A 20,893-nucleotide genomic window follows, 5' to 3' on the forward strand; every position below is an offset into this window, starting at 1 on the left:
TCACAGCCCGAGCGCTTGGGCCAATTCGGCCAGCGCTGGTACCAGGTCGTGACTGCGCGTGAGCACCTGCACGGGCACGTGGTCGGCTCCGGCGTCGAGATGCTCGCGCAGCCGTGCCGCGATGGCGTCGGTCGGTCCGTAGGCGACCACGGAATCGACCAGCCGGTCGCTGCCGGGTTTGGCCAGATCCTCGTCGCTGAAGCCCAGCCGCTTCCAGTTGTTCAGGTAGTTGGCGAGGTTGAGATAGATGTCGAGGGCTTTGCGCCCGACAGAGCGGGCCCGATCGGGGTCGGTGGTGAGCACTACCTTGTGTTCGGGGGCCAGGAACGCCGAGGGGCCGATCAGCTCTCGCGCGGAGGCGGTGTGCTCCGGCGTGGTCAGATACGGGTGCGCGCCGGCGCTGCGTTGCGCGGAGAGCTGGAGGACTCGCGGCCCCAGCGCGGCCACCACCCGGCGGTTGGCGGGGACCCCGTAGTCGTCGAGTCGGTCGAGATAGTCGGTGAGGGCGTCTATCGGCTTGCGGTACTCGTCGACCACCTCGCGATGGCCGACGCCGATGCCGAGCAGGAAACGGCCGGGGTAGGCCTTGTCAATACGGTGAAACGATTCGGCGACCGGCTTGGCCGGAGCGGTCCAGATGTTGACGATGCCCGTCGCCACCTGCAGCGTCGTCGTGGCTTCCAGGATCGGCTCCACCCAATCGAGCTCGGCCGGCGGGGACCCGCCCACCCAGACCGCCCCGTAGCCGAGCGCTTCGATGTCCTTCGCCTGGGCAGGTGTGACGCCGCGTCCGAAGGATCCGAACCGGCCGAGATCGGGCTTGCTGTCAGCAGAAGCGGTCATGATCGCTCCAACCGGCACGACGGTGCGGCGTATTCCTCTGCGGTTCCACTCCCGCCGTGATCCGAGCGCTTTTGCGTCGGACGCCGGGCTGCGGGTATCGTGGACCAACGGTGCGGCGTCCGTGCCGACTCTTGGCGTGCCCTGTCTGAATTTCCTTCGGGAATTTCCATTATCGGCTCACGTTTTGTAGTTCGGACGGCTGCTGCGCCAAACCAGGTACGGACGAAAAGTAGAGGATCCCCGAAAAGTAATGGCCAAGAAGGACGGTGCCATCGAGGTCGAGGGCCGCGTGGTCGAGCCCCTGCCCAATGCGATGTTTCGCATTGAGCTGGAAAACGGCCACAAGGTGCTCGCCCACATCAGCGGCAAGATGCGGCAGCACTACATCCGCATCCTGCCCGAGGACCGGGTGGTGGTGGAGTTGTCTCCTTACGACCTTTCCCGGGGCCGCATTGTGTACCGCTACAAGTAACGAAACACCCAGAGACCAAAGAACAGGACCGAGACTGCCGTGAAGGTGAACCCGAGCGTCAAGCCGATCTGTGACAAGTGCAGGGTGATCCGTCGGCATGGACGGGTCATGGTGATCTGCTCCGACCCGCGCCACAAGCAGCGGCAAGGCTGACCAGGCCGCCCTAATACAACTGAATGCTGACCTCCCAGCACCACTGAGTGAATACGTCGCTCAGACACGCCCGGACGGAGGCCGGGCCCCGCTAGCCCTTCGAGGGAGACCCAATTCGGGGTGCGGGAACGGACTGGGAAAAGACCTCCGCTGAGAAAGAGGAAACGCCACCTATGGCTCGACTAGTAGGCGTCGATCTGCCGCGTGACAAGCGGATGGAGATCGCGCTGACTTACATTTTCGGCATCGGCCGCACCCGCTCGAACGAGATTCTGGCGGCCACCGGCATCGATAAGGACCTGCGCACTAAGGACCTGACCGACGACCAGCTGACTCATCTGCGCGACTACATCGAAGCGAACCTGAAGATCGAGGGTGACCTGCGCCGCGAGGTGCAGGCCGACATTCGTCGCAAGATCGAAATCGGCTGCTACCAGGGTCTGCGGCACCGTCGCGGCCTGCCCGTGCGCGGCCAGCGGACCAAGACCAATGCGCGGACCCGTAAAGGCCCCAAGCGCACCATCGCAGGCAAGAAGAAGGCCAGGTAGAACCCGATGCCACCAGGAAAAAAAGGGCAGGCAACGTCCGCCAAGAAGGGACAGAAGACCCGCAGGCGGGAAAAGAAGAACATCCCGCACGGCGCCGCCCACATCAAGAGCACCTTCAACAACACGATCGTGACGATCACCGACCCGCAGGGCAATGTCATCGCCTGGGCCTCGTCGGGTCACGTCGGCTTCAAGGGCTCCCGCAAGTCCACCCCGTTCGCTGCCCAGCTGGCCGCCGAGAACGCCGCCCGCAAGGCCCAGGAGCACGGCGTGCGCAAGGTCGACGTGTTCGTCAAGGGCCCGGGTTCGGGCCGCGAGACCGCGATCCGGTCGCTGCAGGCCGCCGGCCTGGAGGTGGGCGCGATCTCTGACGTCACCCCTCAGCCGCACAACGGCTGCCGTCCGCCCAAGCGTCGGCGCGTCTAGGTCTAGGAGGACATACCCATGGCTCGTTACACCGGACCCGTCACTCGCAAGTCACGCCGGCTGGGTACCGACCTCGTCGGTGGCGACCAGTCGTACGAGAAGCGGCCCTACCCGCCCGGCCAGCACGGCCGTGCCCGGGTCAAGGAAAGCGAATACCGCCAGCAGCTGCAGGAGAAGCAGAAGGCGCGCTTCACCTACGGCGTGATGGAGAAGCAGTTCCGTCGCTACTACGAAGAGGCAGTCCGCCATTCCGGCAAGACCGGTGAGGAACTGCTGCGAATCCTGGAAAGCCGGCTGGACAACGTCGTGTACCGCGCCGGGTTGGCGCGTACCCGCCGGATGGCCCGCCAGCTCGTCAGCCACGGGCACTTCTCGGTCAACGGCGTGCACGTCAACGTGCCCAGCTACCGGGTGTCGCAGTACGACATCATCGATGTGCGGGATAAGTCGCTGAACACGGTGCCGTTCCAGATCGCGCGGGAGACCGCGGGCGACCGCCCGATCCCGAGCTGGCTGCAGGTGGTCGGGGAGCGGCAACGCATCCTGATCCACCAGCTGCCCGAGCGCACCCAGATCGACGTCCCGCTCACCGAGCAGCTGATCGTCGAGTTCTACTCGAAGTAACACCAGGCTTCCGGGCCGGCATCCGCCGGAACGGAACACTGAACGGCATCAAATAGCGGGTGCCGAGAAGGAGAAAAAGAAACACCATGCTGATCTCTCAGCGGCCCACCCTGTCCGAGGACATCGTCGCCGACAACCGGTCCCAGTTCGTCATCGAACCGCTGGAGCCGGGATTCGGTTACACCCTTGGCAATTCGCTGCGTCGTACGCTGCTGTCGTCGATCCCCGGCGCGGCCGTCACCAGCATTCGCATCGACGGCGTCCTGCACGAGTTCACCACCGTGCCCGGCGTCAAGGAAGATGTCACCGACATCATCCTGAACCTCAAGAGCTTGGTGGTCTCCTCCGAGGAGGACGAGCCGGTCACCATGTACCTGCGCAAGCAGGGCCCGGGTGAGGTCACTGCGGGTGACATCGTGCCGCCCGCCGGCGTCACCGTGCACAACCCCTCGATGCACATCGCCACCCTGAACGACAAGGGCAAGCTCGAGGTCGAGCTCGTCGTTGAGCGCGGCCGCGGTTACGTGCCGGCCGTGCAGAACCGGGCCTCGGGTGCCGAAATCGGCCGCATCCCAGTCGATTCCATCTACTCCCCGGTGCTCAAGGTGACCTATAAGGTGGACGCCACCCGTGTCGAGCAGCGCACCGACTTCGACAAGCTGATCCTGGACGTCGAGACCAAGAGCTCGATCACCCCCCGCGACGCGCTGGCCTCGGCCGGTAAGACGCTGGTCGAATTGTTCGGTCTGGCACGCGAACTCAACGTGGAGGCCGAGGGCATCGAGATCGGGCCGTCGCCGGCCGAGGCGGACCACATCGCCTCCTTTGCGCTGCCCATCGACGACCTGGACCTGACAGTCCGCTCCTACAACTGCCTCAAGCGCGAGGGCGTACACACGGTCGGCGAGCTGGTCTCCCGCACCGAGTCCGACCTGCTCGACATCCGTAACTTCGGGCAGAAGTCCATCGACGAGGTGAAGGTCAAACTGCACCAGCTCGGACTGTCGCTCAAGGACAGCCCGCCGAGCTTCGACCCGTCCGAGGTCGCCGGCTACGACGTCGCCACCGGCACCTGGTCCACCGAGGGTGCCTACGACGACCAGGACTACGCCGAAACCGAACAGCTTTAACAGACGTCCGTCCCGGCCCTACCTGATACGGGGGCCGGCCCCAAATAGGAGACAGTCGCATGCCCAAGCCCACCAAGGGACCTCGCCTCGGCGGGTCGTCTTCGCACCAGAAGGCGATTCTGGCCAACCTGGCTACCTCGTTGTTCGAGCACGGCCGGATCAAGACCACCGAGCCCAAGGCGCGGGCGTTGCGACCGTACGCGGAGAAGCTGATCACCCACGCCAAGAAGGGCACGCTGCACAACCGGCGTGAGGTGCTCAAGAAGATCCGGGACAAGGATGTGGTACACACCCTGTTCGCGGAGATCGGCCCGTTCTTCTCCGACCGCGACGGCGGCTATACCCGCATCATCAAGGTCGAGAACCGTAAGGGCGACAACGCCCCCATGGCCGTGATCGAGCTGGTGCGGGAAAAGACGGTGACCTCGGAGGCTGACCGGGCCCGCCGGGTGCAGTCCTCCAAGAAGGCGGCACCGGTGGCGGCTGCGGCCGCTCCGCAGGCGGCGGTGGAGCCGGAGGCGGCCGAGGGCCCGACAGCCGAGGAGGCCACCGAGGCCGCCGAGACCACCGAGACCGAGGCCACCGAGACCGCCGCCGACGAGGCCGCCGAGACCCCGGAGAACCCCGAGAATTAGTGGGGATGTCCGTCTGCGGCTCGACATCGCTTACGACGGAACCGATTTCGCGGGCTGGGCGGCGCAAGCGGGACAGCGCACGGTCGCCGGCGTACTCGATGAGGCGCTGACGACCGTGTTCCGCGCGCCGGTCCGGTTGCGCGCGGCCGGACGCACCGACGCCGGCGTGCACGCCACCGCGCAGGTGGCCCATGCCGATGTCCCTGCGGAGGCCCTACCGAACGCTTATTCACGGGGCGAGCGGGCCGGCGCCCCGGAATTCCTGGCTCTGGTGCGACGGCTGGCTAGGTTCCTGCCTGCCGACGTTCGGGTCATCGACGTCGTCCGTGCGCCTGCCGGCTTCGACGCGCGGTTCTCGGCACTGCGCCGACACTACGTCTATCGGCTGTCGACGGCGCCGTACGGCGTGGTGCCGCAGCAGGCGCGTTTCGTGACCGCATGGCCGCGCTCCCTGGACATCGACGCGATGATCAGTGCATCGCGAGAATTACTGGGATTGCACAACTTTGCCGCATTCTGTCGTCATCGCGAAGGTGCCACCACCATCCGGGAGTTGCAACGGCTGGACTGGACGCGCGACGGGGATCTGGTCAGCGCGCAGGTCAGCGCCGACGCCTTCTGTTGGTCGATGGTGCGGTCCTTGGTAGGTGCCCTGCTGGCCGTCGGTGAACACCGGCGAGAACCGCAGTGGTGTCGTGAACTTCTGGATGCGACAAGCCGATCCAGCGATTTCGCGGCGGCGCCGCCGCAGGGTTTGACCCTGATCGGAGTGGACTATCCGCCGGATGACCAGCTTGCCGCGCGCAATCTCATCACCCGCGATATCCGCACGCCCCGTTAGAGCTTGCCCGCGACGAAGTTCGCGGCCTCGTTGGTCAGTCCGGGCACGTAGCCCAGGTGCGCCTTCCACACGTTGCCGTCGGAGCAGATCGGGTCACCCTCGTTGCACAGGTTGAGGATCTTGCCGCCGAATTGTGGGCTCAGGGCGGTCAACAACCCGCCGGCCCGGCCCGACGGATTGCCGAACAGGGTGACCGCCGAGACGTGATCGGCCGCCGTCGAGGGCAACGGCTCGGTGAAACCGAGGCCGGGCAGCGGTGCCGCGGTGACGATGTCGATGACGGCGGCGCCCTGGGAGTAGCCGCCGAGTACCAGCCGCGTGTCGGGGCAGTTGTTGGCCATCTGCTGGACGTGGTCACTGGCGTCGTTGGCGCCGTCGGTGGCGGCCAGAAAGTCCTTGTTGGCCGGATAGTTCACACCGTAGGCGCCGATGCTGCGGCCGGTCTGTTGGCGCAGCGACCCGACCAGGGCGTTGCCCACCCTGCCAAGGCCGGGTGGCTCACCGGTGCCACGGGCGAAGATCACCTCGACACCCGGACAGGCCGCGTGCGCCGGAGGCGCCAGCGGAGCAGCAAGCAAGAATGTGGCCGCCATGAGCGCGGCGGCCGCGAACCGACCCAGGAAGACCCTTCTCATCCGCCCCATGTTAGGCGTTATTGACCGTGCGTCAGTGGACCTGGACGACGGGCTGCTGCACCGGGGTGGAGGTGGCCCCGGGCACCTGTGGCGCCAACGCGGGGTTCTGCGGGACGGTGCCCGGCACCTGCGGGACCAGCGGGACGGGCACCTGCCCGGGCATGTGCGGGATGCCATTCATGATCTTGGACGCGGCGAAGGCCGCTCCCTGTGTCGTATAAAACGGCACATAGCCCTCGGTGTGCCCGCTCCATTCGTTGCCGGCCCCGGCGTGGCAGATCGGGTCCTGCGGATTGCAGTAATCGACAGCTTTCGAGCCCAGCAGGGTGCTCTTGGTGGGCAGCGATCCGCCGGCCCGGTCGGCGATGTCGCCGAAAGTGACCACTGCCGCGATGTTGCTGACGTACTCGGGCGGCAGTGAACTGCCCCAACTGATGCCGCCGATCGGAACGCCGGCCACGATGTCCATCACCGACGCGCCCTGCGAGTAGCCGCCCAGCACGATCTTTGTGCTGGGGCAGGAGGACACCGTGGCTTTGACGTGAGAAATCACGTCGTTGGCCCCGTCGCCACCGTGCAGCTGCAACTTGCTGGCTGCGTAGTTCACCCCGTAGGTCCCGATGCTCAGGCCGCTGGTTTGTTGACGCAGCGAGTCCACGAATGCGTCGCCGACCCGACCCAGGCCGGGTGCCTCGTTGGTTCCCCGGGCGAACACCACCTCGGCATCCGGGCAGTCGTCGGCCCATGCGGGCGGGGCGGTGCTGAGGGCACTGACCGGCAGGACGGCGGCGGACAAGGCTGCGATGCCTACGCCGGCCCGACCGGCAAGGCGCATGAAGTGCTGATTCACGCCGAAATTTTACCCGCGAGGCGGCGGGGCAAAACCTGCGTGGCTGTGGATGAACGTTCGAGCGGTGGCGCCGGGCCGCCTACCGTAGCGGGCGGATCGGGTGACGACAGGGAGAGTTGTGCCGGTGCAGACGGCGACGTGGCTGCGCGCGAGCGGCTACCGCTATCAGCTGCGGCGCATGGAGCGAGCGTTGCTGGGTGCGGCGCCCGACTGGGCCGGGCCGGTGCCGCGCGGTGCGCTGGCGGCGGGCTGTCTATTGACGGTGATCGCTTTGGTCGGTTGCCTGTTGATGAGCCGGCTGTGGCCTCGGCCCGATCTGGGCGATGCCCGGATCGTCATGGGGGTATCGTCCGGGGCGCTGTATGTGAGAGTGGGCGATACCTGGCATCCGGTGCTCAACCTGGCGTCGGCCCGGTTGATCGCCGCGGCCGACGCCGATCCGCTGCCGGTGCCGGAGTCTGCCATTGCCCATGCCAAACACGGCGCGCTGCTAGGTATTCCAGGAGCACCGCAACTGATTGCGCCACCGCTGCCGGCGCAGGAGTCGGCCTGGACGGTGTGTGACGGCGACGGTGAGACAACGGTCCTGCTTGGGACTGAGTTGCCGCTTGGCCGCGTCGGTGCCGATCGGGCGCTGTTGGTGGCCGCCGGCGCCGGGGCTCCGGCATACCTGCTTTACCGTGGGCGGCGTGCGGTGGTCGACCTCGCCGATCGTGGCGTCGTTCGCGCGCTGAGGTTGCAGGGCCGGGTTCCCCATGTCGTCTCGCGCACTTTGCTGAATGCGGTTCCCGAGGCGCCACCTGTCGCGGTTCCGCGTATTTCCGGCGCGGGGGCGCCGGTCGGGGCGTGGCTGCCGGGATTCCGGGTCGGTGATGTGCTGCGAATCACACGGGCCGCGGGTGAGGATTACTACGTTGTGCTCAGCGCCGGGGTGCAGCGAATAAGCCAGGTTGTGGCGGACGTGTACCGCTTCAATGCTGGGAGCGAGATCATCACCATCGCGCCGGGCCTGTTGCGTGCGGCTCCCAACGTCGACCCCGTTGCCTTCGCGGGGATCCCCGACCAGGTGCCGTCGGATGCCGGCGGTTCGACGTGGTGTGCGGTGTGGGCGCCGTCTTCCTCGGGCTCGCCCGACGTCGGATTTCTGACGGATCCCCATGGGCCGGCCCCGGGGGCGGTGCGCCTGGCGCAAGCCGACGGGCGTGGACCGGCGGTGGACACCTTCGCCATCACGGCGGGCCACAGCGCCTACGTGGCAACGCAGAGTCAGACCGGGCACGGCGCCCGGGTGGACACGCGTTACCTGGTGACCGACACCGGGGTGCGGTTTCCGATCCACGATGCCGAAGCGGCTCACCTGCTCGGACTGCCGGCGACACCGGCGTCGGCGCCGTGGCCGGTGCTGTCGTCGTTGCCGTGCGGGCCGGAATTGAGTCGGGAGAAGGCGTCAGTCGCTCGCGACACGATCGCGGGCGGACCCTGAGCGGCGCCTCGTCGCGAGCGCGGCCAGCAGGATTGCCAGACAGATCGCCGTGCCGACGAGCACGCGGGACCGGTTTCGCGGGGCCGAACCCGCAGCCGGCGCCGGCAGAGTCAGCGGCTGGGGGCCGGGGTTGACCGATGGCTGGAGTTCGTTGCTGACTGCCGCGAGTGCGTCGACGACGCCGTTGCCGACCAATGAGTCCCATCCCGGGGGCGGATGATGCGCGGTGGTTTCGATGCGCTGCATCACCTGGCGAGCGGTCAACGCCGGGAACCGGGCCCGGATCAGGGCGGCCAGTCCGCTGACGACGGGGGCCGCGTAGCTGGTGCCGGAGATCGGTGATCCCTCGCCGACCCGGTTCACCAACCCGTCGCCGCCCGGGCTGAGCGATGTCACGCCCTCGCCCGTCGCGGCGACATCCACCCACGGTCCGGCCAGCGTGAAGGATGACGCGACACCGTGGGAATCGACCGAACCCACGGTGAGGACGTAGTCGTCGTACCATGCCGGGCTGACCACCGCCGCAACGGTGTCGCGAGTGACGCCGGGCGGCTGGCGAGGGCACTGCGTCCCGGTATTGCCGGCCGCCGCCACCACGACGACGTTCTTCACCTCGACCGCATATGCCAGCGCGGCGCCGAGCGCCCGATCGTCGGGGGCCTGGGCCGCCGGCGCGCACGCGACCGACGAGATGTTGATGACGGTGGCGCCCAGGTCCGCGGCGGTGCGCACCGCTTTGGCCAGTGTCGCCACGTCCCCGACGCCGGCGCCCGCGCTGCTGACGGCGGGGGCGAACTTGGAGCTGGATTGCCGGATGCTGATCAACGTGGCGTCGGGGGCTATCCCGGTGAACGCCGAATCCGTTGTTGCGGCGATGATCCCGGCCACCAGCGTGCCGTGCGCGTCACAGTCCTGGGTGCCGTCGCCGGTGCCCACGTAGTCGCCACCGGCCAGGAGTTTCTTAAGGCGCGGGTGGGGGTGGACGCCGGTGTCGATGACGGCAACGCGTTGCCCGGCACCGCGGGTGAGTTGCCAGATCTGCGGTAGGTCGAATCCCGCGAGCTGAGCCGGTGCCTCGTCGCCGCCGGGTTCCGCGGTTGCCAAGGTGCAGGTTTCACGCTGCACGGTCCGTTGCTCGGGTGAGGGTGATGCCGGTGCCGGCAACCACCGCTCATCGACCGCAGGAGGCGTGACCGCCCCGGCCGACGGGGTCGTGCACTGGGACAGCAGCACCGCGACGACGATCGGGCACACGGCACGGGCAGTGCTCATGTGCGGAGCAGGTTCAGGCCGCGAACGGCGCCGAACGCGCCACACGTCCAGCAGGTCACCGGGGCGGCGAGGGTGAGTGCGACGCACCCCAGCGCGCGCACGCCGCGGCGACCGACCGGCGCGACCGCGGGCGCGACAAAACCCAGGTAGATCGCGGTGGCCGCCGCCGCTGATGCCAGCACTGCGACCCATGCCGCCTGCCGCGGAAGGTCGATCGCCAAGATCACCAATGTGGTTGTGAGGGTGGCGATTCCGGCGGAGGCGAACAGCGGTGCTCGTGCGCTGTCGGTCCGGGCGTGCACGATCAGCACGGCCGCGGTGACGGCGGCCGACGCGATGGCGCGGTGCGTGGCGAGCGCGGCGATCCCGGCTGCGATCGTGGCGGCCGCCGCGGATCCACCGCGCAGACTGGTCAGCACGGTGTGCGCGTGCCGGGCTTTCGCGTTCAGTTGGCTCTCGGGCCGCGGGTGGTCCCGGTCGATGTCGGGCATCAGGCCGGTCAACCGGATCGACCACCGCGGTGCCACCTCGATCAGTCCGAGGCAGACGAACGCGGTCACCGATGCGACGGCCTGCGTCGGCGCTCCGGTGATGACGCCGGCCAACGCGGCCACCGCGGCAATCGTTGAGCCGACCGCCGTCGCTGCCAATATCACGATGTTGCAATGGCTTATACGGATCGCGAGGACCGCCGTGACGCCTGCCGCCATGGCGGCGAGTAGCACATTGACAGCGCCGGGAGGGCCGGGAACCGCGAGAAGACCGGCGACCGCCGCGGACATCGTGGCGACGAGGCTGACGGTGAGGCAGGCCATCGGGTCGCGGCGAATCGGGAGTATCGCCACCATCGTCGTCACAGCGATGACCGTGGCCGTACCCGCCGTCGCGACCGCGACGTCGGCGTGTGGGACGGCACCGGCTGCATAGCGAATCAATGCCAGCGCGGCTGCGATGGTGAAACACACGGCGCCCAGCACAGCCGTCTTTGGTTGCCAGGACCGTGCAGGGCGGCCCAGCGCCGCGGACACCGCGTCGGCCTCGTCGTCGTAGCGCACGGTAGCGGGTGCCGGAGATTGTCGACTCAACACGAGCTCGGCGCCGTCACGAACACCGTTGTGCCCGAGCGTCGTCGAGTTCGGCAAGGCGGAGGCTCCCAGCCGCGCCAGGTGGTAGCGCGCCCCCGGTGCGGCACCCCCCACGATACCGACAATCGACGGAATTAGCTCCCCTACAGCGATATTGGCGGGCAACGTCAGGTCGACGGAGGTGCTGTCGGCGTGCACCGTGACGCGGCGCAAGCCCGGTTCGTAAGCAGGCACCTTCGCCACGGTAGTCGGCGCGTTACCGGGTCGGTTTCGGTTGTCCACAGTGGATTTTCGGTTGTCCACAGCTGAAGTGCGTCGAGGCCCAGTTCGGCTTAGCGTCGCCGAATTGTGGTCATCGAAGTCGAGGCCCCGCCCGAGCCGCCGCGATCGACATCGTCGGGCGCGGGGATGCTCCCGGTCGTGATGGCCGTGGTGACCGTGGGCGTCACCGGTGCGGTGTTCCTCAACGGCTCGTCGGCGGCCCGCAACTCCGCCGTGCTGGTGGTTCCCGCGATGATGCTGGCGTCGCTGGCGTTGACGGTCGGGCGGGGTCGTCGCCGGGGCACGGTGGTCTGCGGTGACCGTGACGAGTACCTCGAGTATCTGCGCGGAGTGCGCGAGCAGGTCGCTGAAGTCGCTGCCGCGCAACGTGCCTCACTGATCGCCGCCTACCCGGAGCCGGACACGCTGTGGACGTTGATCGGCGGCACGCGCATGTGGCCGGGACCCTCCGCCGCGACAGAACCGTGCCGGGTCAGGGTCGGTGTGGGCAGTGTCGCGCTCGAACCTCAACTGGTGGCTGCAGCCGCACCGCGTCGGTGTGATCCCGTCACCGTCGGCGCGTTGAATCGTTTCGTGCGAACATATTCGGCGCTTCCCGAGGCGCCGGTCACGCTCGTGCTGCGCCCCGCACAGACACTGACTGTCGACGGCGAGAGCGGCAGGGTGCGTGGATTGCTTCGTGCCATGGTCTGCCAGCTGGCGATCTCACGTTCTCCGACCCAGCTGCTGATCATCGGTGCGGTGGCGGACCGCGCCGAGTGGGACTGGCTGAAGTGGCTGCCGCACAATCAACATCCCAGCGCAACCGATCTGGCCGGAGCCGCAAGATTGGTGTACTCGACGTTGACCGAGGCGCGCGATGCGCTGGCCACGGCGGCGTCGCCTCATGCGGTGATCGTCGTCGACGCGCCCGGCGACGACGATATCGCCATCGCCGGCGCGACCGTGCTCCGCGTTGGCGGCGATGCGCCGTCGTTGACCATCCGGCATTCCGGCCGGCGCGGCATGCCGGAAGCGCCCGACTACCTCGACCGGTGCGACGCGGTGGTGTGTGCCCGTCTAATGGCGAATCATGCCGATCGCCAGCCGCGGCGGCGCGACGACGCGGCCGGCTTGCTCGGCACCGACGTCGATCCGGTCACGTGGTGGCACCGCCAAGACCGACAGCAACGCCTCTGTGTCCCGATCGGCACCACCTGCGACGGCGAACGCGTGCAGCTCGACATCAAAGAGGCGGCCGCGCAGGGCATCGGACCGCACGGCCTCTGTGTCGGGGCCACCGGATCGGGAAAGTCCGAGCTGCTGCGCACCGTCGCCCTGGGCATGATGGCGCGCAACTCCCCGGCGGTGCTCAACCTGCTGCTGATCGACTTCAAGGGTGGCGCAACATTTCTCGACTTTGCCCGGGCCCCACACGTGGCCGCGGTCGTCACCAACCTCGCCGACGAGGCGCCCCTGGTCGCGCGGATGCGGGAGGCGTTGGCGGGCGAGATGAACCGCCGTCAGCAGCTGCTGCGCACGGCAGGCAACTTCTCCAGCGCCGAGGCATACGACCTAGCCCGCCCGCAAGGGTCGGCGGCCCTGCCGGCGTTGTTCATCATCGTCGACGAGTTCTCCGAATTACTCAGTCAGCATCCCGATTTCGCGGAGACCTTCGTCACGATCGGGCGGCTCGGCCGATCCCTGGGAATGCACTTGTTGCTGGCCAGTCAGCGCCTGGACGAGGGGAGACTGCGTGGTCTGGAAGCCCACCTGTCCTATCGGATCTGTCTGAGGACCCTGTCCGCCGGCGAGTCACGCGCCGTGTTGGGCACGGCGGACGCCTACGAGCTGCCAAGCACCCCCGGAGCCGGGCTGCTGCGAATCGCCTCCGGGGAACTGGTTCGCTTCCAGGCCGCCTTCGTGTCCGGGCCGTCGCAAGCCGGAGGGGCCACCGGGTCGGTGGCCCCGGCGGTACGCCGCTTCACGGCCGTAACCGTCGGGGATCTACAGAGGACGCAGCCCGGACGCGGTCCGTCCGTTCTGCAGGCGGTTTTGGACCGGCTGGAGCGGCTGGGACCGCCCGCCCATCAGGTCTGGTTGCCCCCGCTGCATGCGGCGCCCTCTCTCCGGGCGCTGGTAAACGAGGCAGCACCAACGCCTTTGGCCGTGCCGATCGGTGTCGTCGACCAGCCCTACGACCAGTCGCGCGTCTCTCTGACCGTTGATCTGTCCGGTGCCGGCGGGAACGTCGCGATTGTCGGGGCACCCCGGTCGGGCAAGTCGACGGCGCTGCGCACCCTCATCACCGCGTTGGCCGCCACCCACGGGCCCGGGCAAGTGCAGTTCTACTGCCTGGACTTCGGCGGCGGCGGGCTATCCGCCCTGAATGACCTGCCGCACGTCGGCGCGGTCGCCGACCGGACTCAGCCGGAACTCGTCGGGCGCGTGGCCGCTGAGGTGGAGTCGGCCGTGCACGCGCGCGAGGTTCACCTTCGCGACCACGGGTCGGTGGCGTCCCTTCCCGACCTCTTCCTCGTCGTGGACGGCTGGGCAGGCCTGCGCGAGGAATTCGACGCGGTCGCCGACTTGATCATCGCGCTTGCCGCCCGGGGGCTTTCCTACGGCGTGCATGTCGTGATCGCGGCGACACGCTGGGCCGAGATGAGGCCGGCGCTCAAGGATCAACTGGGCACCCGCATCGAGTTGCGGCTCGGCGATCCCGCGGATTCCGAACTCGATCGTCGGCAGGCCCGCCTGGTGCCGACCGACCGTCCCGGTCGCGGACTCTGCGGCGACGGCCTGCACATGATGATCGCGCTGCCGGCGCGGGAGGGACTCGAGTTGCGCCGCGGCGGCCCCCCGGCGCCGCCGATCCCGCTGCTGCCCCGCCGCGTCGATTACCACACGGTCATCGATGATCGCGAGAACCGGATCGTGCTCGGCCTCGAAGAGCGCCGACTGCAGCCCGCCACGGTCGATTTCGGGCAGCAGCCGCATCTGTTGATTCTCGGCGACAACGGCTGCGGCAAGACCGCGACGCTGCGGACACTGTGCCGCGAGATTGTCCGCACCCACACCTCGGCGCAGGCCCGGCTGTTCCTCGTCGACTTTCGGCGCACCCTGCTCGATGTCGTCACGTCCGAACACCTCGGCGGATATCTCGTGTCGCCGGCGGCGTTGGATGCGGCGCTGCCGGAGCTGACCGGCCTGCTGAATGCGCGGATGCCCGGCGCGGCGGTCAGCCAGGCCCAATTGCGAGCCCGATCGTGGTGGACCGGGCCCGAGATCTATCTGGTGGTCGACGACTACGACCTGGCCACCGCGTCGGCCGCGAACCCGCTGTTGGCGCTGCTCGAATATCTGCCGTATGCAATGGATCTCGGAATGCACGTGATCATCGCCCGACGAAGCGGGGGCGCGGCACGGGCACTGTTCGAGCCATTGCTCGCCGGGCTACGCGACCTGGGGTGCATGGGGCTGATGATGAGTGGCCGGGCGGAGGAGGGCCCGCTGCTCGGATCGGGGTCGCCCGTACCGCTGCCGCCCGGTCGAGGCACCCTGATCACCCGCCCGGGCGTCGAGCAACGGGTGCAGGTGGCGTGGAGTCCGCCCGCGTGACGGGACACCGCGCGGTCGTCGCGGCTGGACCCGTTTCTGTGGACCGATTGTGTTGCACCACAGTAGAATACGATGAACGATGCCTGGTGGCGCTGGATGCGGTGGACGACCCGGTGGCATTGGTGGACGAGCAGCCGGTCGCCGTCGACACGCTGTGGTGCGCGGTGTTGCGCGGGTTGGTCGCGGGGCACCGCGGTGTGCTCGTGGTGCATCCGTCGTGGTGGTCGGCGGCCCGGGTGGAGGTGATCGCCACGGCCGCGCGGACGGTGGCCGGCGACGACTCTGCCGTGCGGGCACGGTCATGGCTGCTCGCCCAACCGGATTCGGCGATCGTGGTGGAGATCGCCGAACGGCTAGTGGCCGTCTCGGGGCGCGATGTCGTCGCCGTCCCGCGACTGGGTGACGAGGAGGTCCTCGTCGGCGAGGTTGCCCGCGTGATCGCCGGCCTGACGCGGCGTCGTGTGGTGATCGACGCCCCCGGTGCGGTCCCGGGGGCATCGCGGCTGGCACGGTCGATCGCCGACGCGGTCACGACCGTGCACCCCGTCGCCACCGTCGAGGACACGGCGGTGACTCGACTGGCCCGAGCGGCCGTACCCTATGGCGACGAAGAACCGGTTCGGGGCCGGCGGTCCAGCGCTCGGATGATCTCGCGGCTGACGGTCGCAGGCGTCACGATCACCGCTGCGGCCGTGGCGCTGGCCGCAATGACCGCCGAGAATTCGCGACCGGCAACCCGGGTGGAACCGGCGACGGTTCTGGTCGAGGGCAACCTGGCACTGACGATCCCGGCCGGCTGGCTTCCCCAGCGGGTCGTCGCCGGACCGGGTTCGGCCCGGGTGCAGGTCACCTCGCCGGCTGATCCCGAGGTGGCATTGCACATCACCCAGACACCGACGCCCGGCGAGACGATGGCAGACGCCGCCGACCGGTTGCGCCGCGCGATCGACGCCGAGCCCGCCGGCATCTTCGTCGACTTCAACCCCGCCGGCACCGGCGCCGGCCGGCCGGCCGTGACCTACCGGGAAGTCCGGGCCGCTCACGAGGTGCGGTGGACGGTGCTGCTCGACGGGTCGCTGCGAATCAGCATCGGATGCCAGAGCCGGCCCGCGGCTCAGGACGCGGTCCGGGACGCCTGCGAACAGGCCGTGCGGACCGCTCACGCGGTGGGGTGAGTCGCACGAATCAATGGAACCGAACGTCGCCTGCGGCGGTCGAACATGGTGAGAGACAGGAGACAGATGAATTCGCCCGCAACCACCAACACCCTTGCCACCGACTTCGACCTGATGAGGTCCATCGCCGACACCACCGACGCCCGCGGCCAGGAGATCCGGGCGATGTTGCACGCGTTCATCGGCCGCATCAGCGCCGTGCCGCCCTCGGTGTGGGGCGGGCTTGCCGCGGTGCGGTTCAAAGACGTGGTGGATCGCTGGAACGCCGAGTCGACGCGGCTGCATCGTGTGCTGCACGACATCGCCGAAACCATCCGCCACAACGAGGCCACGCTGCGGGAGGCCGTCGCGACCCATGCCGACCACATCGCCGCCATCGGCGGAGATCTCTGAGGGGGAGGCGGGTCATGGATCCGGCGCTGTCGTACAACTTCGACGCCATCGAACACTCTGTTCACCAGGAGATTCACACCACAGCCGCCCGCCTCAATGCGGCGCTTGACGAACTGCGCTCCCAAATCGCGCCGCTACAGCAGCTCTGGACCCGTCAGGCGGCCGCCGCTTACCAGGCCGAACAGCTCAAATGGCACCAGAGTGCGACCGCGCTCAACGAGATCCTCGTCCAGTTGGGACACGCGGTCCGCGACGGCGCCGACGAGGTGGCCGGCGCCGATCGCCGGGCAGCGGGCAGTTGGTCCCGGTAGTCGTTTTGACCTGCGGGGATGCGCGTCGGTAAGCTGCTCCGTTGGCGTGCGGGAATGCATTGGGGCCTCGGGTCACTGTCGGTCGCCGAGACCAGCCCCGACCGCAAACGCCTGACCGGCCCCCGGTTCGCACCGGGATCCACCCGAGAGAAGAGAAGGTAAGCGCTGTGCCCACATACGCGCCCAAGGCGGGTGACACCACGAGGTCGTGGTACGTCATCGACGCTACGGACGTCGTGCTTGGCCGCCTTGCCGTAGCGGCGGCGACGCTGCTGCGCGGCAAGCACAAGCCCACGTTCGCGCCCAATGTCGACGGCGGTGACTTCGTCATCGTCATCAACGCCGAAAAGGTCGCCATCAGCGGCGACAAGCTGCAGAGCAAGATGGCCTACAACCACTCGGGTTATCCCGGCGGTCTGCGTCAGCGGAGCATCGGTGAGCTGCTGCAAAAGCACCCCGACCGCGTGGTGGAGAAGGCGATCGTCGGCATGCTGCCCAAGAACAAGCTGAGCCGGCAGATCCAGAAGAAGCTTCGCGTCTACGCGGGCCCGGAGCACCCCCACACCGCTCAGCAGCCGGTTCCGTTCGAGATCAAGCAGGTGGCGCAGTGACCGAGACCAGTCTGGAAACCACCGAAGTGGCAGAAGCCGTGGTCGAGAGCGAGTCGTTCGTGTTCGAGCGCCCCATCCAGACCGTCGGCCGCCGCAAGGAAGCCGTGGTGCGGGTGCGCCTGGTGCCCGGCACCGGCAAGTTCGACCTCAACGGGCGCAGCCTGGAGGACTACTTCCCGAACAAGGTGCACCAGCAGCTCATCAAGGCTCCCCTGGTCACCGTCGAGCGGCTGGACAGCTACGACATCTATGCGCTGCTGCACGGCGGCGGCCCGTCCGGCCAGGCCGGCGCGCTGCGGCTGGGCATCGCCCGGGCCTTGATCGTGGCCAACCCCGAGGACCGGCCGGCGCTGAAGAAGGCGGGCTTCCTCACCCGTGACCCGCGTGCCACCGAACGCAAGAAGTACGGCCTGAAGAAGGCCCGCAAGGCGCCTCAGTACAGCAAGCGCTGATCAGTCACCACTTTTTGGCTGCGAGCGGGTGTCGGTCGGCGTGTCGCACGGCTAGTCCGCCCGCTCGCGGCCAAAAGTGGGTATGAGCACTATCGCTATCTGTGAGAGGTTTGTCCGCATGGGTCGACTATTCGGCACCGACGGCGTTCGTGGAGTCGCCAACCGCGAGTTGACCGCCGAACTGGCGCTCGCGCTGGGCGCGGCTGCGGCACGGCACCTGGCCAGCTCCACCGGCCCGGGCCGTCGGGTGGCGGTGATCGGTCGCGACCCGCGGGCCAGCGGCGAAATGCTGGAGGCCGCGGTGATCGCGGGCCTGAGCAGTGAAGGCGTGGACGCGTTGCGGGTCGGGGTGCTTCCGACACCCGCCGTCGCCTATCTGACCGGCGCTTACGACGCTGACTTCGGCGTGATGATCTCGGCGTCGCACAACCCGATGCCCGACAACGGCATCAAGATCTTCGGCCCCGGGGGCCACAAACTCGACGACGACACCGAAGATCAGATCGAGAACCTTGTCGCAGCCGGGCCCGGCCTACGCCCGGTCGGCGCGGGAATCGGCCGGGTGCTCGACGCGGAGGATGCCGCGGAGCGCTACCTGCGCCATGTCGGCAAGGCCAGCACCAGCCGGCTGGACGGGCTGACGGTGGTGGTCGACTGCGCCCACGGTGCGGCCTCCGCGGCGGCGCCGAGCGCCTACCGCGCCGCCGGTGCCCGCGTCATCGCCATCAACGCCGAACCCAATGGCCTCAACATCAACGAACGCTGCGGCTCCACCCACCTGGACGCGCTGCGGGCTGCAGTCATCGCCCACCGGGCGGACCTGGGAATCGCGCACGACGGTGACGCCGACCGCTGCCTGGCTGTCGATGCCAACGGCGAACTGGTCGACGGCGACACCATCATGGTGGTGCTGGCCCTGGCCATGAAGGAGGCTGGGGAACTGGCATCCGATACGTTGGTGGCAACCGTGATGAGCAACCTTGGGTTGCACCTGGCCATGCGTGCCGCCGGCGTGACGGTGCACACGACCGGTGTCGGCGATCGCTACGTCCTGGAAGAACTGCGGGCCGGCGACTACAGCCTGGGTGGCGAGCAATCCGGCCACATCGTGATGCCGGCGCTAGGGTCCACCGGTGACGGCATCGTCACCGGGCTGCGGTTGATGACCCGGATGGTGCAGACCGGTTCGTCGCTGGCCACTCTCGCCGCGGCGATGCAGACGTTGCCGCAAGTGCTGATTAACGTCGAGGTCGCCGACAAGGCCACCGCCGCCGTGGCGCCCTCGGTGCAGACCGCGGTGGCGCAGGCCGAGGCCGAACTCGGCGATACTGGGCGAATCCTGTTGCGCCCGTCCGGAACTGAGCCACTCATCCGGGTGATGGTGGAGGCCGCCGACCAGGACATCGCGCAGCGGCTGGCCATCACCGTCGCCGACGCCGTCGGCGCCGCGGGTTAAAAAGCGGGTGGAACCCCGATGCCGCTGCCCGCGTCGAATGGGGTATGAGACTTGACGGCGCGCACGTACGTGTAATCGCTGACCGGATCGACGACGCAGCGGAGCTGATCGGCCACGCGGCGGCAAATCATCTGTCTAGGTTGATTTTTGACGGCGCTCGGGCCGGGCGGGCGTACGCCGTCAGCGGCGACAGCTTGCGCGCCGAGCTGGACCGCCTGGCCGCCGAGCTGTCGCAGTGGTCGCAAGCCGCGGTCGAGATCGCCGCCGCCCTGCGTGCCGGCGTCGATCGCTACGCCGACGCGGAGTGGTCCGCTGCGGCCCGGATCGCCTGATCATGGCGGAGCGGTTGGACGTAGCGGGTCGCCTGGCGGAAGGCATGCCGGCGGTCGAGCACATGCAGAGCTACCTGGGCGCGTGCCAGCAGATCGGTTACCGGCATCCGGAGCTTGCCGGCGATCCCGAGCCGATCCGGGACTGGTATGCCAGCGAGGACGGGCTGGACCTGCATGCCCTGGACACCGACTGTGCTGCGTTGCGTGCGGCGGTATCGGTGATCGCCGAAGCGTTGGGCCTGCAGCGTGACCAGCTCAGTGTATTGACGACGGCATGGACCGGACCGGGCGCCGAGGCCGCGGTCGCGTTCCTGCGGCGCCACTGCGACATCGCCGACGGGGTGGTCGCCGAGGTGCGCGCGGCGGCGCAGCGTTGTGAGGCGCTGCGCGACAACTTGTGGCATCTGGTCGACGCGAAGGTGGCGACCACGACCACGATCGACGACCGCTCGGTGGTGCAACGACCGGCCTGGCTGGCCGCCGCCGCCGCTGTCACGACCGACACGGCCGCCCGCGATGTGGTCGATCAGCAGATCAAGCCGTTCGTGGACAACGACATTCGTCATGACTTCCAAACCGCCATGCTGTCGACCCGAAGGGGTGTCGCGGCGGCGTACGACATGGTCGTCGACCGATTCGCCGCGGCTCCCCGCGCCTACTTCGAAAGCCCCGGCGAATTCGGACACCTCGGGCGGCCGTCGGTGCCGGTAGCGGCCCACGTTGCGCCGACCCCAGCGACGGCACCGGCCGTGGCGCCGACGCCGGCGTCGGTCCCCGCGAGCCCAGACACGCCTCAGCCGGCGGTGGCACCGGGGCTGGCGGCGACGCAGCCCAGCTCGGGCACCGGGTGGGCAGGGGACCCCGGCGGCGCGGGCGCTGTCGGGAGTTGGGGTGGTGGCGCGGGCGGGCTCGGAGGTCTCGGCGATCTTGCCGGCCGGATCGTCGCGGGCCTGGCCGACTTGCTCGGGTCGGCTGCCGGCGAATCCGCCGAGGATGCGTTCGACGACGAAGATGACGACGACCCGGCTCTGCTCGGAAAACCTGACGAGTCAAAGCAATTCGAGCCCGCACAGCTGCGCGGTGAGGACCTGGATGCCTCGCGCCCGATCGGCGGCACGAGAACGGCAACCGAGGTGCCCGCGACGGGGATGCCGCCCGCCGTACCGCCGGCGACCGAACCGCCGGCCCCGGCGCCGGTCGCGGACCAGGCGCCAAAGCCCAAGCCGGGGTCATCGACGCCCTGCGAGATCGCCCCGAACGAGCTTCCGCAGGCGGGGCAGTGAT

23 protein-coding genes are annotated in these 20,893 nt (G+C 68.5%); 18 read left to right on the plus strand and 5 right to left on the minus strand.

Annotated features, from left to right (window positions below; genetic code table 11):
- Positions 1–843, minus strand: coding sequence for an LLM class F420-dependent oxidoreductase (locus JX552_RS05930; protein ID WP_205876508.1), 843 nt, complete (start codon positions 841–843; stop codon positions 1–3).
- A 250-nt stretch (positions 844–1,093) separates the two neighbouring features.
- Here JX552_RS05930 and infA point away from each other — a divergent pair, with 250 nt between their 5' ends.
- The 8 genes from infA to truA all read left to right on the plus strand — a co-directional run bounded on the left by infA (position 1,094) and on the right by truA (position 5,672).
- Positions 1,094–1,315 (plus strand): translation initiation factor IF-1, encoded by a 222-nt coding sequence (gene infA, locus JX552_RS05935; protein ID WP_003418601.1) that lies wholly within the window; start codon positions 1,094–1,096, stop codon positions 1,313–1,315.
- Between the two features lie 39 nt (positions 1,316–1,354).
- Positions 1,355–1,468 (plus strand): 50S ribosomal protein L36, encoded by a 114-nt coding sequence (rpmJ, locus tag JX552_RS05940; protein ID WP_003879483.1) that lies wholly within the window; start codon positions 1,355–1,357, stop codon positions 1,466–1,468.
- A 173-nt stretch (positions 1,469–1,641) separates the two neighbouring features.
- A complete protein-coding gene (gene rpsM / locus JX552_RS05945) occupies positions 1,642–2,016 on the plus strand; it encodes a 30S ribosomal protein S13 (RefSeq protein WP_205876509.1) in 375 nt (124 codons plus the stop codon).
- A 6-nt stretch (positions 2,017–2,022) separates the two neighbouring features.
- Positions 2,023–2,442, plus strand: coding sequence for a 30S ribosomal protein S11 (gene rpsK / locus JX552_RS05950; protein WP_205876510.1), 420 nt, complete (start codon positions 2,023–2,025; stop codon positions 2,440–2,442).
- 18 nt (positions 2,443–2,460) lie between these two features.
- Entirely contained in the window at positions 2,461–3,066 is a 606-nt protein-coding gene (gene rpsD, locus JX552_RS05955) for a 30S ribosomal protein S4 (RefSeq protein WP_065132779.1), read from the plus strand.
- 86 nt (positions 3,067–3,152) lie between these two features.
- Positions 3,153–4,196 (plus strand): DNA-directed RNA polymerase subunit alpha, encoded by a 1,044-nt coding sequence (locus tag JX552_RS05960; protein ID WP_205876511.1) that lies wholly within the window; start codon positions 3,153–3,155, stop codon positions 4,194–4,196.
- A 59-nt stretch (positions 4,197–4,255) separates the two neighbouring features.
- On the plus strand, positions 4,256–4,831 hold the full coding sequence (gene rplQ, locus JX552_RS05965; protein ID WP_205876512.1) for a 50S ribosomal protein L17: 576 nt from the start codon (positions 4,256–4,258) through the stop codon (positions 4,829–4,831).
- Complete coding sequence (gene truA / locus JX552_RS05970; protein WP_205878265.1) at positions 4,827–5,672, plus strand: tRNA pseudouridine(38-40) synthase TruA; 846 nt, start codon at positions 4,827–4,829, stop codon at positions 5,670–5,672. Before rplQ ends, truA begins: the two co-directional genes overlap by 5 nt.
- On the opposite strand, the gene JX552_RS05975 is transcribed toward truA, so the two are convergent.
- Positions 5,669–6,307 carry a cutinase family protein gene (locus JX552_RS05975; protein WP_241010893.1) on the minus strand — a complete coding sequence of 213 codons (639 nt, stop codon included), beginning with the start codon at positions 6,305–6,307 and terminating at the stop codon, positions 5,669–5,671. The two genes, truA and JX552_RS05975, sit on opposite strands and share 4 nt — an antisense overlap.
- Before the next feature lie 31 nt (positions 6,308–6,338).
- Positions 6,339–7,142, minus strand: a complete 804-nt coding sequence (locus JX552_RS05980) for a cutinase family protein (RefSeq protein ID WP_205878266.1) — start codon at positions 7,140–7,142, stop codon at positions 6,339–6,341.
- A 133-nt stretch (positions 7,143–7,275) separates the two neighbouring features.
- Between JX552_RS05980 and eccB the strand changes: the two genes are divergently transcribed.
- A complete protein-coding gene (gene eccB / locus JX552_RS05985) occupies positions 7,276–8,640 on the plus strand; it encodes a type VII secretion protein EccB (protein ID WP_205876514.1) in 1,365 nt (454 codons plus the stop codon).
- On the opposite strand, the gene mycP is transcribed toward eccB, so the two are convergent.
- On the minus strand, positions 8,605–9,912 hold the full coding sequence (mycP, locus tag JX552_RS05990) for a type VII secretion-associated serine protease mycosin (protein ID WP_205876515.1): 1,308 nt from the start codon (positions 9,910–9,912) through the stop codon (positions 8,605–8,607). The genes eccB and mycP overlap by 36 nt on opposite strands.
- Positions 9,909–11,231, minus strand: coding sequence for a type VII secretion integral membrane protein EccD (eccD, locus tag JX552_RS05995; protein ID WP_205876516.1), 1,323 nt, complete (start codon positions 11,229–11,231; stop codon positions 9,909–9,911). Before eccD ends, mycP begins: the two co-directional genes overlap by 4 nt.
- A gap of 114 nt (positions 11,232–11,345) precedes the next feature.
- On the opposite strand from eccD, the gene eccCb reads away from it, so the two are divergent.
- The 9 genes from eccCb to JX552_RS06040 all read left to right on the plus strand — a co-directional run bounded on the left by eccCb (position 11,346) and on the right by JX552_RS06040 (position 20,892).
- Entirely contained in the window at positions 11,346–14,879 is a 3,534-nt protein-coding gene (gene eccCb, locus JX552_RS06000; RefSeq protein WP_241010894.1) for a type VII secretion protein EccCb, read from the plus strand.
- Complete coding sequence (locus JX552_RS06005) at positions 14,876–16,054, plus strand: type VII secretion-associated protein (protein WP_205876517.1); 1,179 nt, start codon at positions 14,876–14,878, stop codon at positions 16,052–16,054. The genes eccCb and JX552_RS06005 overlap by 4 nt, the downstream gene beginning before the upstream one ends.
- 66 nt (positions 16,055–16,120) lie before the next feature.
- Positions 16,121–16,447: a WXG100 family type VII secretion target gene (locus tag JX552_RS06010; protein ID WP_205876518.1), complete on the plus strand. Its 327-nt coding sequence runs from the start codon at positions 16,121–16,123 to the stop codon at positions 16,445–16,447.
- A 14-nt stretch (positions 16,448–16,461) separates the two neighbouring features.
- The gene (locus JX552_RS06015; RefSeq protein WP_205876519.1) at positions 16,462–16,758 is read left to right on the plus strand and encodes a WXG100 family type VII secretion target; all 297 of its coding nucleotides are present in this window, start codon (positions 16,462–16,464) and stop codon (positions 16,756–16,758) included.
- Positions 16,759–16,925: 167 nt separating this feature from the next.
- Positions 16,926–17,369 carry a 50S ribosomal protein L13 gene (gene rplM, locus JX552_RS06020; RefSeq protein WP_055579855.1) on the plus strand — a complete coding sequence of 148 codons (444 nt, stop codon included), beginning with the start codon at positions 16,926–16,928 and terminating at the stop codon, positions 17,367–17,369.
- The gene (gene rpsI / locus JX552_RS06025) at positions 17,366–17,821 is read left to right on the plus strand and encodes a 30S ribosomal protein S9 (protein WP_205876520.1); all 456 of its coding nucleotides are present in this window, start codon (positions 17,366–17,368) and stop codon (positions 17,819–17,821) included. Before rplM ends, rpsI begins: the two co-directional genes overlap by 4 nt.
- Positions 17,822–17,939: 118 nt before the next feature.
- Positions 17,940–19,277, plus strand: a complete 1,338-nt coding sequence (glmM, locus tag JX552_RS06030) for a phosphoglucosamine mutase (RefSeq protein ID WP_205876521.1) — start codon at positions 17,940–17,942, stop codon at positions 19,275–19,277.
- Between the two features lie 44 nt (positions 19,278–19,321).
- Positions 19,322–19,609, plus strand: coding sequence for a DUF7162 family protein (locus JX552_RS06035; RefSeq protein ID WP_205876522.1), 288 nt, complete (start codon positions 19,322–19,324; stop codon positions 19,607–19,609).
- 2 nt (positions 19,610–19,611) lie between these two features.
- Positions 19,612–20,892 (plus strand): hypothetical protein, encoded by a 1,281-nt coding sequence (locus JX552_RS06040; protein WP_205876524.1) that lies wholly within the window; start codon positions 19,612–19,614, stop codon positions 20,890–20,892.
- Position 20,893: the final 1 nt, after the last annotated feature.

It is taken from the genome of Mycobacterium gordonae (assembly GCF_017086405.1).
GTDB classification, from domain to species: domain Bacteria; phylum Actinomycetota; class Actinomycetes; order Mycobacteriales; family Mycobacteriaceae; genus Mycobacterium; species Mycobacterium gordonae_D.

Excerpts from the sequence above, each read along its gene's own strand:
- JX552_RS06015 (WP_205876519.1), top strand. The coding sequence starts at position 16,462 with ATGGATCCGGCGCTGTCGTACAACTTCGACGCCATCGAACACTCTGTT.
- mycP (WP_205876515.1), bottom strand. The coding sequence starts at position 9,912 with ATGAGCACTGCCCGTGCCGTGTGCCCGATCGTCGTCGCGGTGCTGCTG.
- rpsD (WP_065132779.1), top strand. The coding sequence starts at position 2,461 with ATGGCTCGTTACACCGGACCCGTCACTCGCAAGTCACGCCGGCTGGGT.
- JX552_RS05930 (WP_205876508.1), bottom strand. The coding sequence starts at position 843 with ATGACCGCTTCTGCTGACAGCAAGCCCGATCTCGGCCGGTTCGGATCC.
- JX552_RS06035 (WP_205876522.1), top strand. The coding sequence starts at position 19,322 with ATGAGACTTGACGGCGCGCACGTACGTGTAATCGCTGACCGGATCGAC.
- rplQ (WP_205876512.1), top strand. The coding sequence starts at position 4,256 with ATGCCCAAGCCCACCAAGGGACCTCGCCTCGGCGGGTCGTCTTCGCAC.
- glmM (WP_205876521.1), top strand. The coding sequence starts at position 17,940 with ATGGGTCGACTATTCGGCACCGACGGCGTTCGTGGAGTCGCCAACCGC.
- JX552_RS05980 (WP_205878266.1), bottom strand. The coding sequence starts at position 7,142 with ATGCGCCTTGCCGGTCGGGCCGGCGTAGGCATCGCAGCCTTGTCCGCC.
- infA (WP_003418601.1), top strand. The coding sequence starts at position 1,094 with ATGGCCAAGAAGGACGGTGCCATCGAGGTCGAGGGCCGCGTGGTCGAG.
- JX552_RS05960 (WP_205876511.1), top strand. The coding sequence starts at position 3,153 with ATGCTGATCTCTCAGCGGCCCACCCTGTCCGAGGACATCGTCGCCGAC.
- JX552_RS06010 (WP_205876518.1), top strand. The coding sequence starts at position 16,121 with ATGAATTCGCCCGCAACCACCAACACCCTTGCCACCGACTTCGACCTG.
- JX552_RS06040 (WP_205876524.1), top strand. The coding sequence starts at position 19,612 with ATGGCGGAGCGGTTGGACGTAGCGGGTCGCCTGGCGGAAGGCATGCCG.
- rpsM (WP_205876509.1), top strand. The coding sequence starts at position 1,642 with ATGGCTCGACTAGTAGGCGTCGATCTGCCGCGTGACAAGCGGATGGAG.
- rpsK (WP_205876510.1), top strand. The coding sequence starts at position 2,023 with ATGCCACCAGGAAAAAAAGGGCAGGCAACGTCCGCCAAGAAGGGACAG.
- JX552_RS05975 (WP_241010893.1), bottom strand. The coding sequence starts at position 6,307 with ATGAGAAGGGTCTTCCTGGGTCGGTTCGCGGCCGCCGCGCTCATGGCG.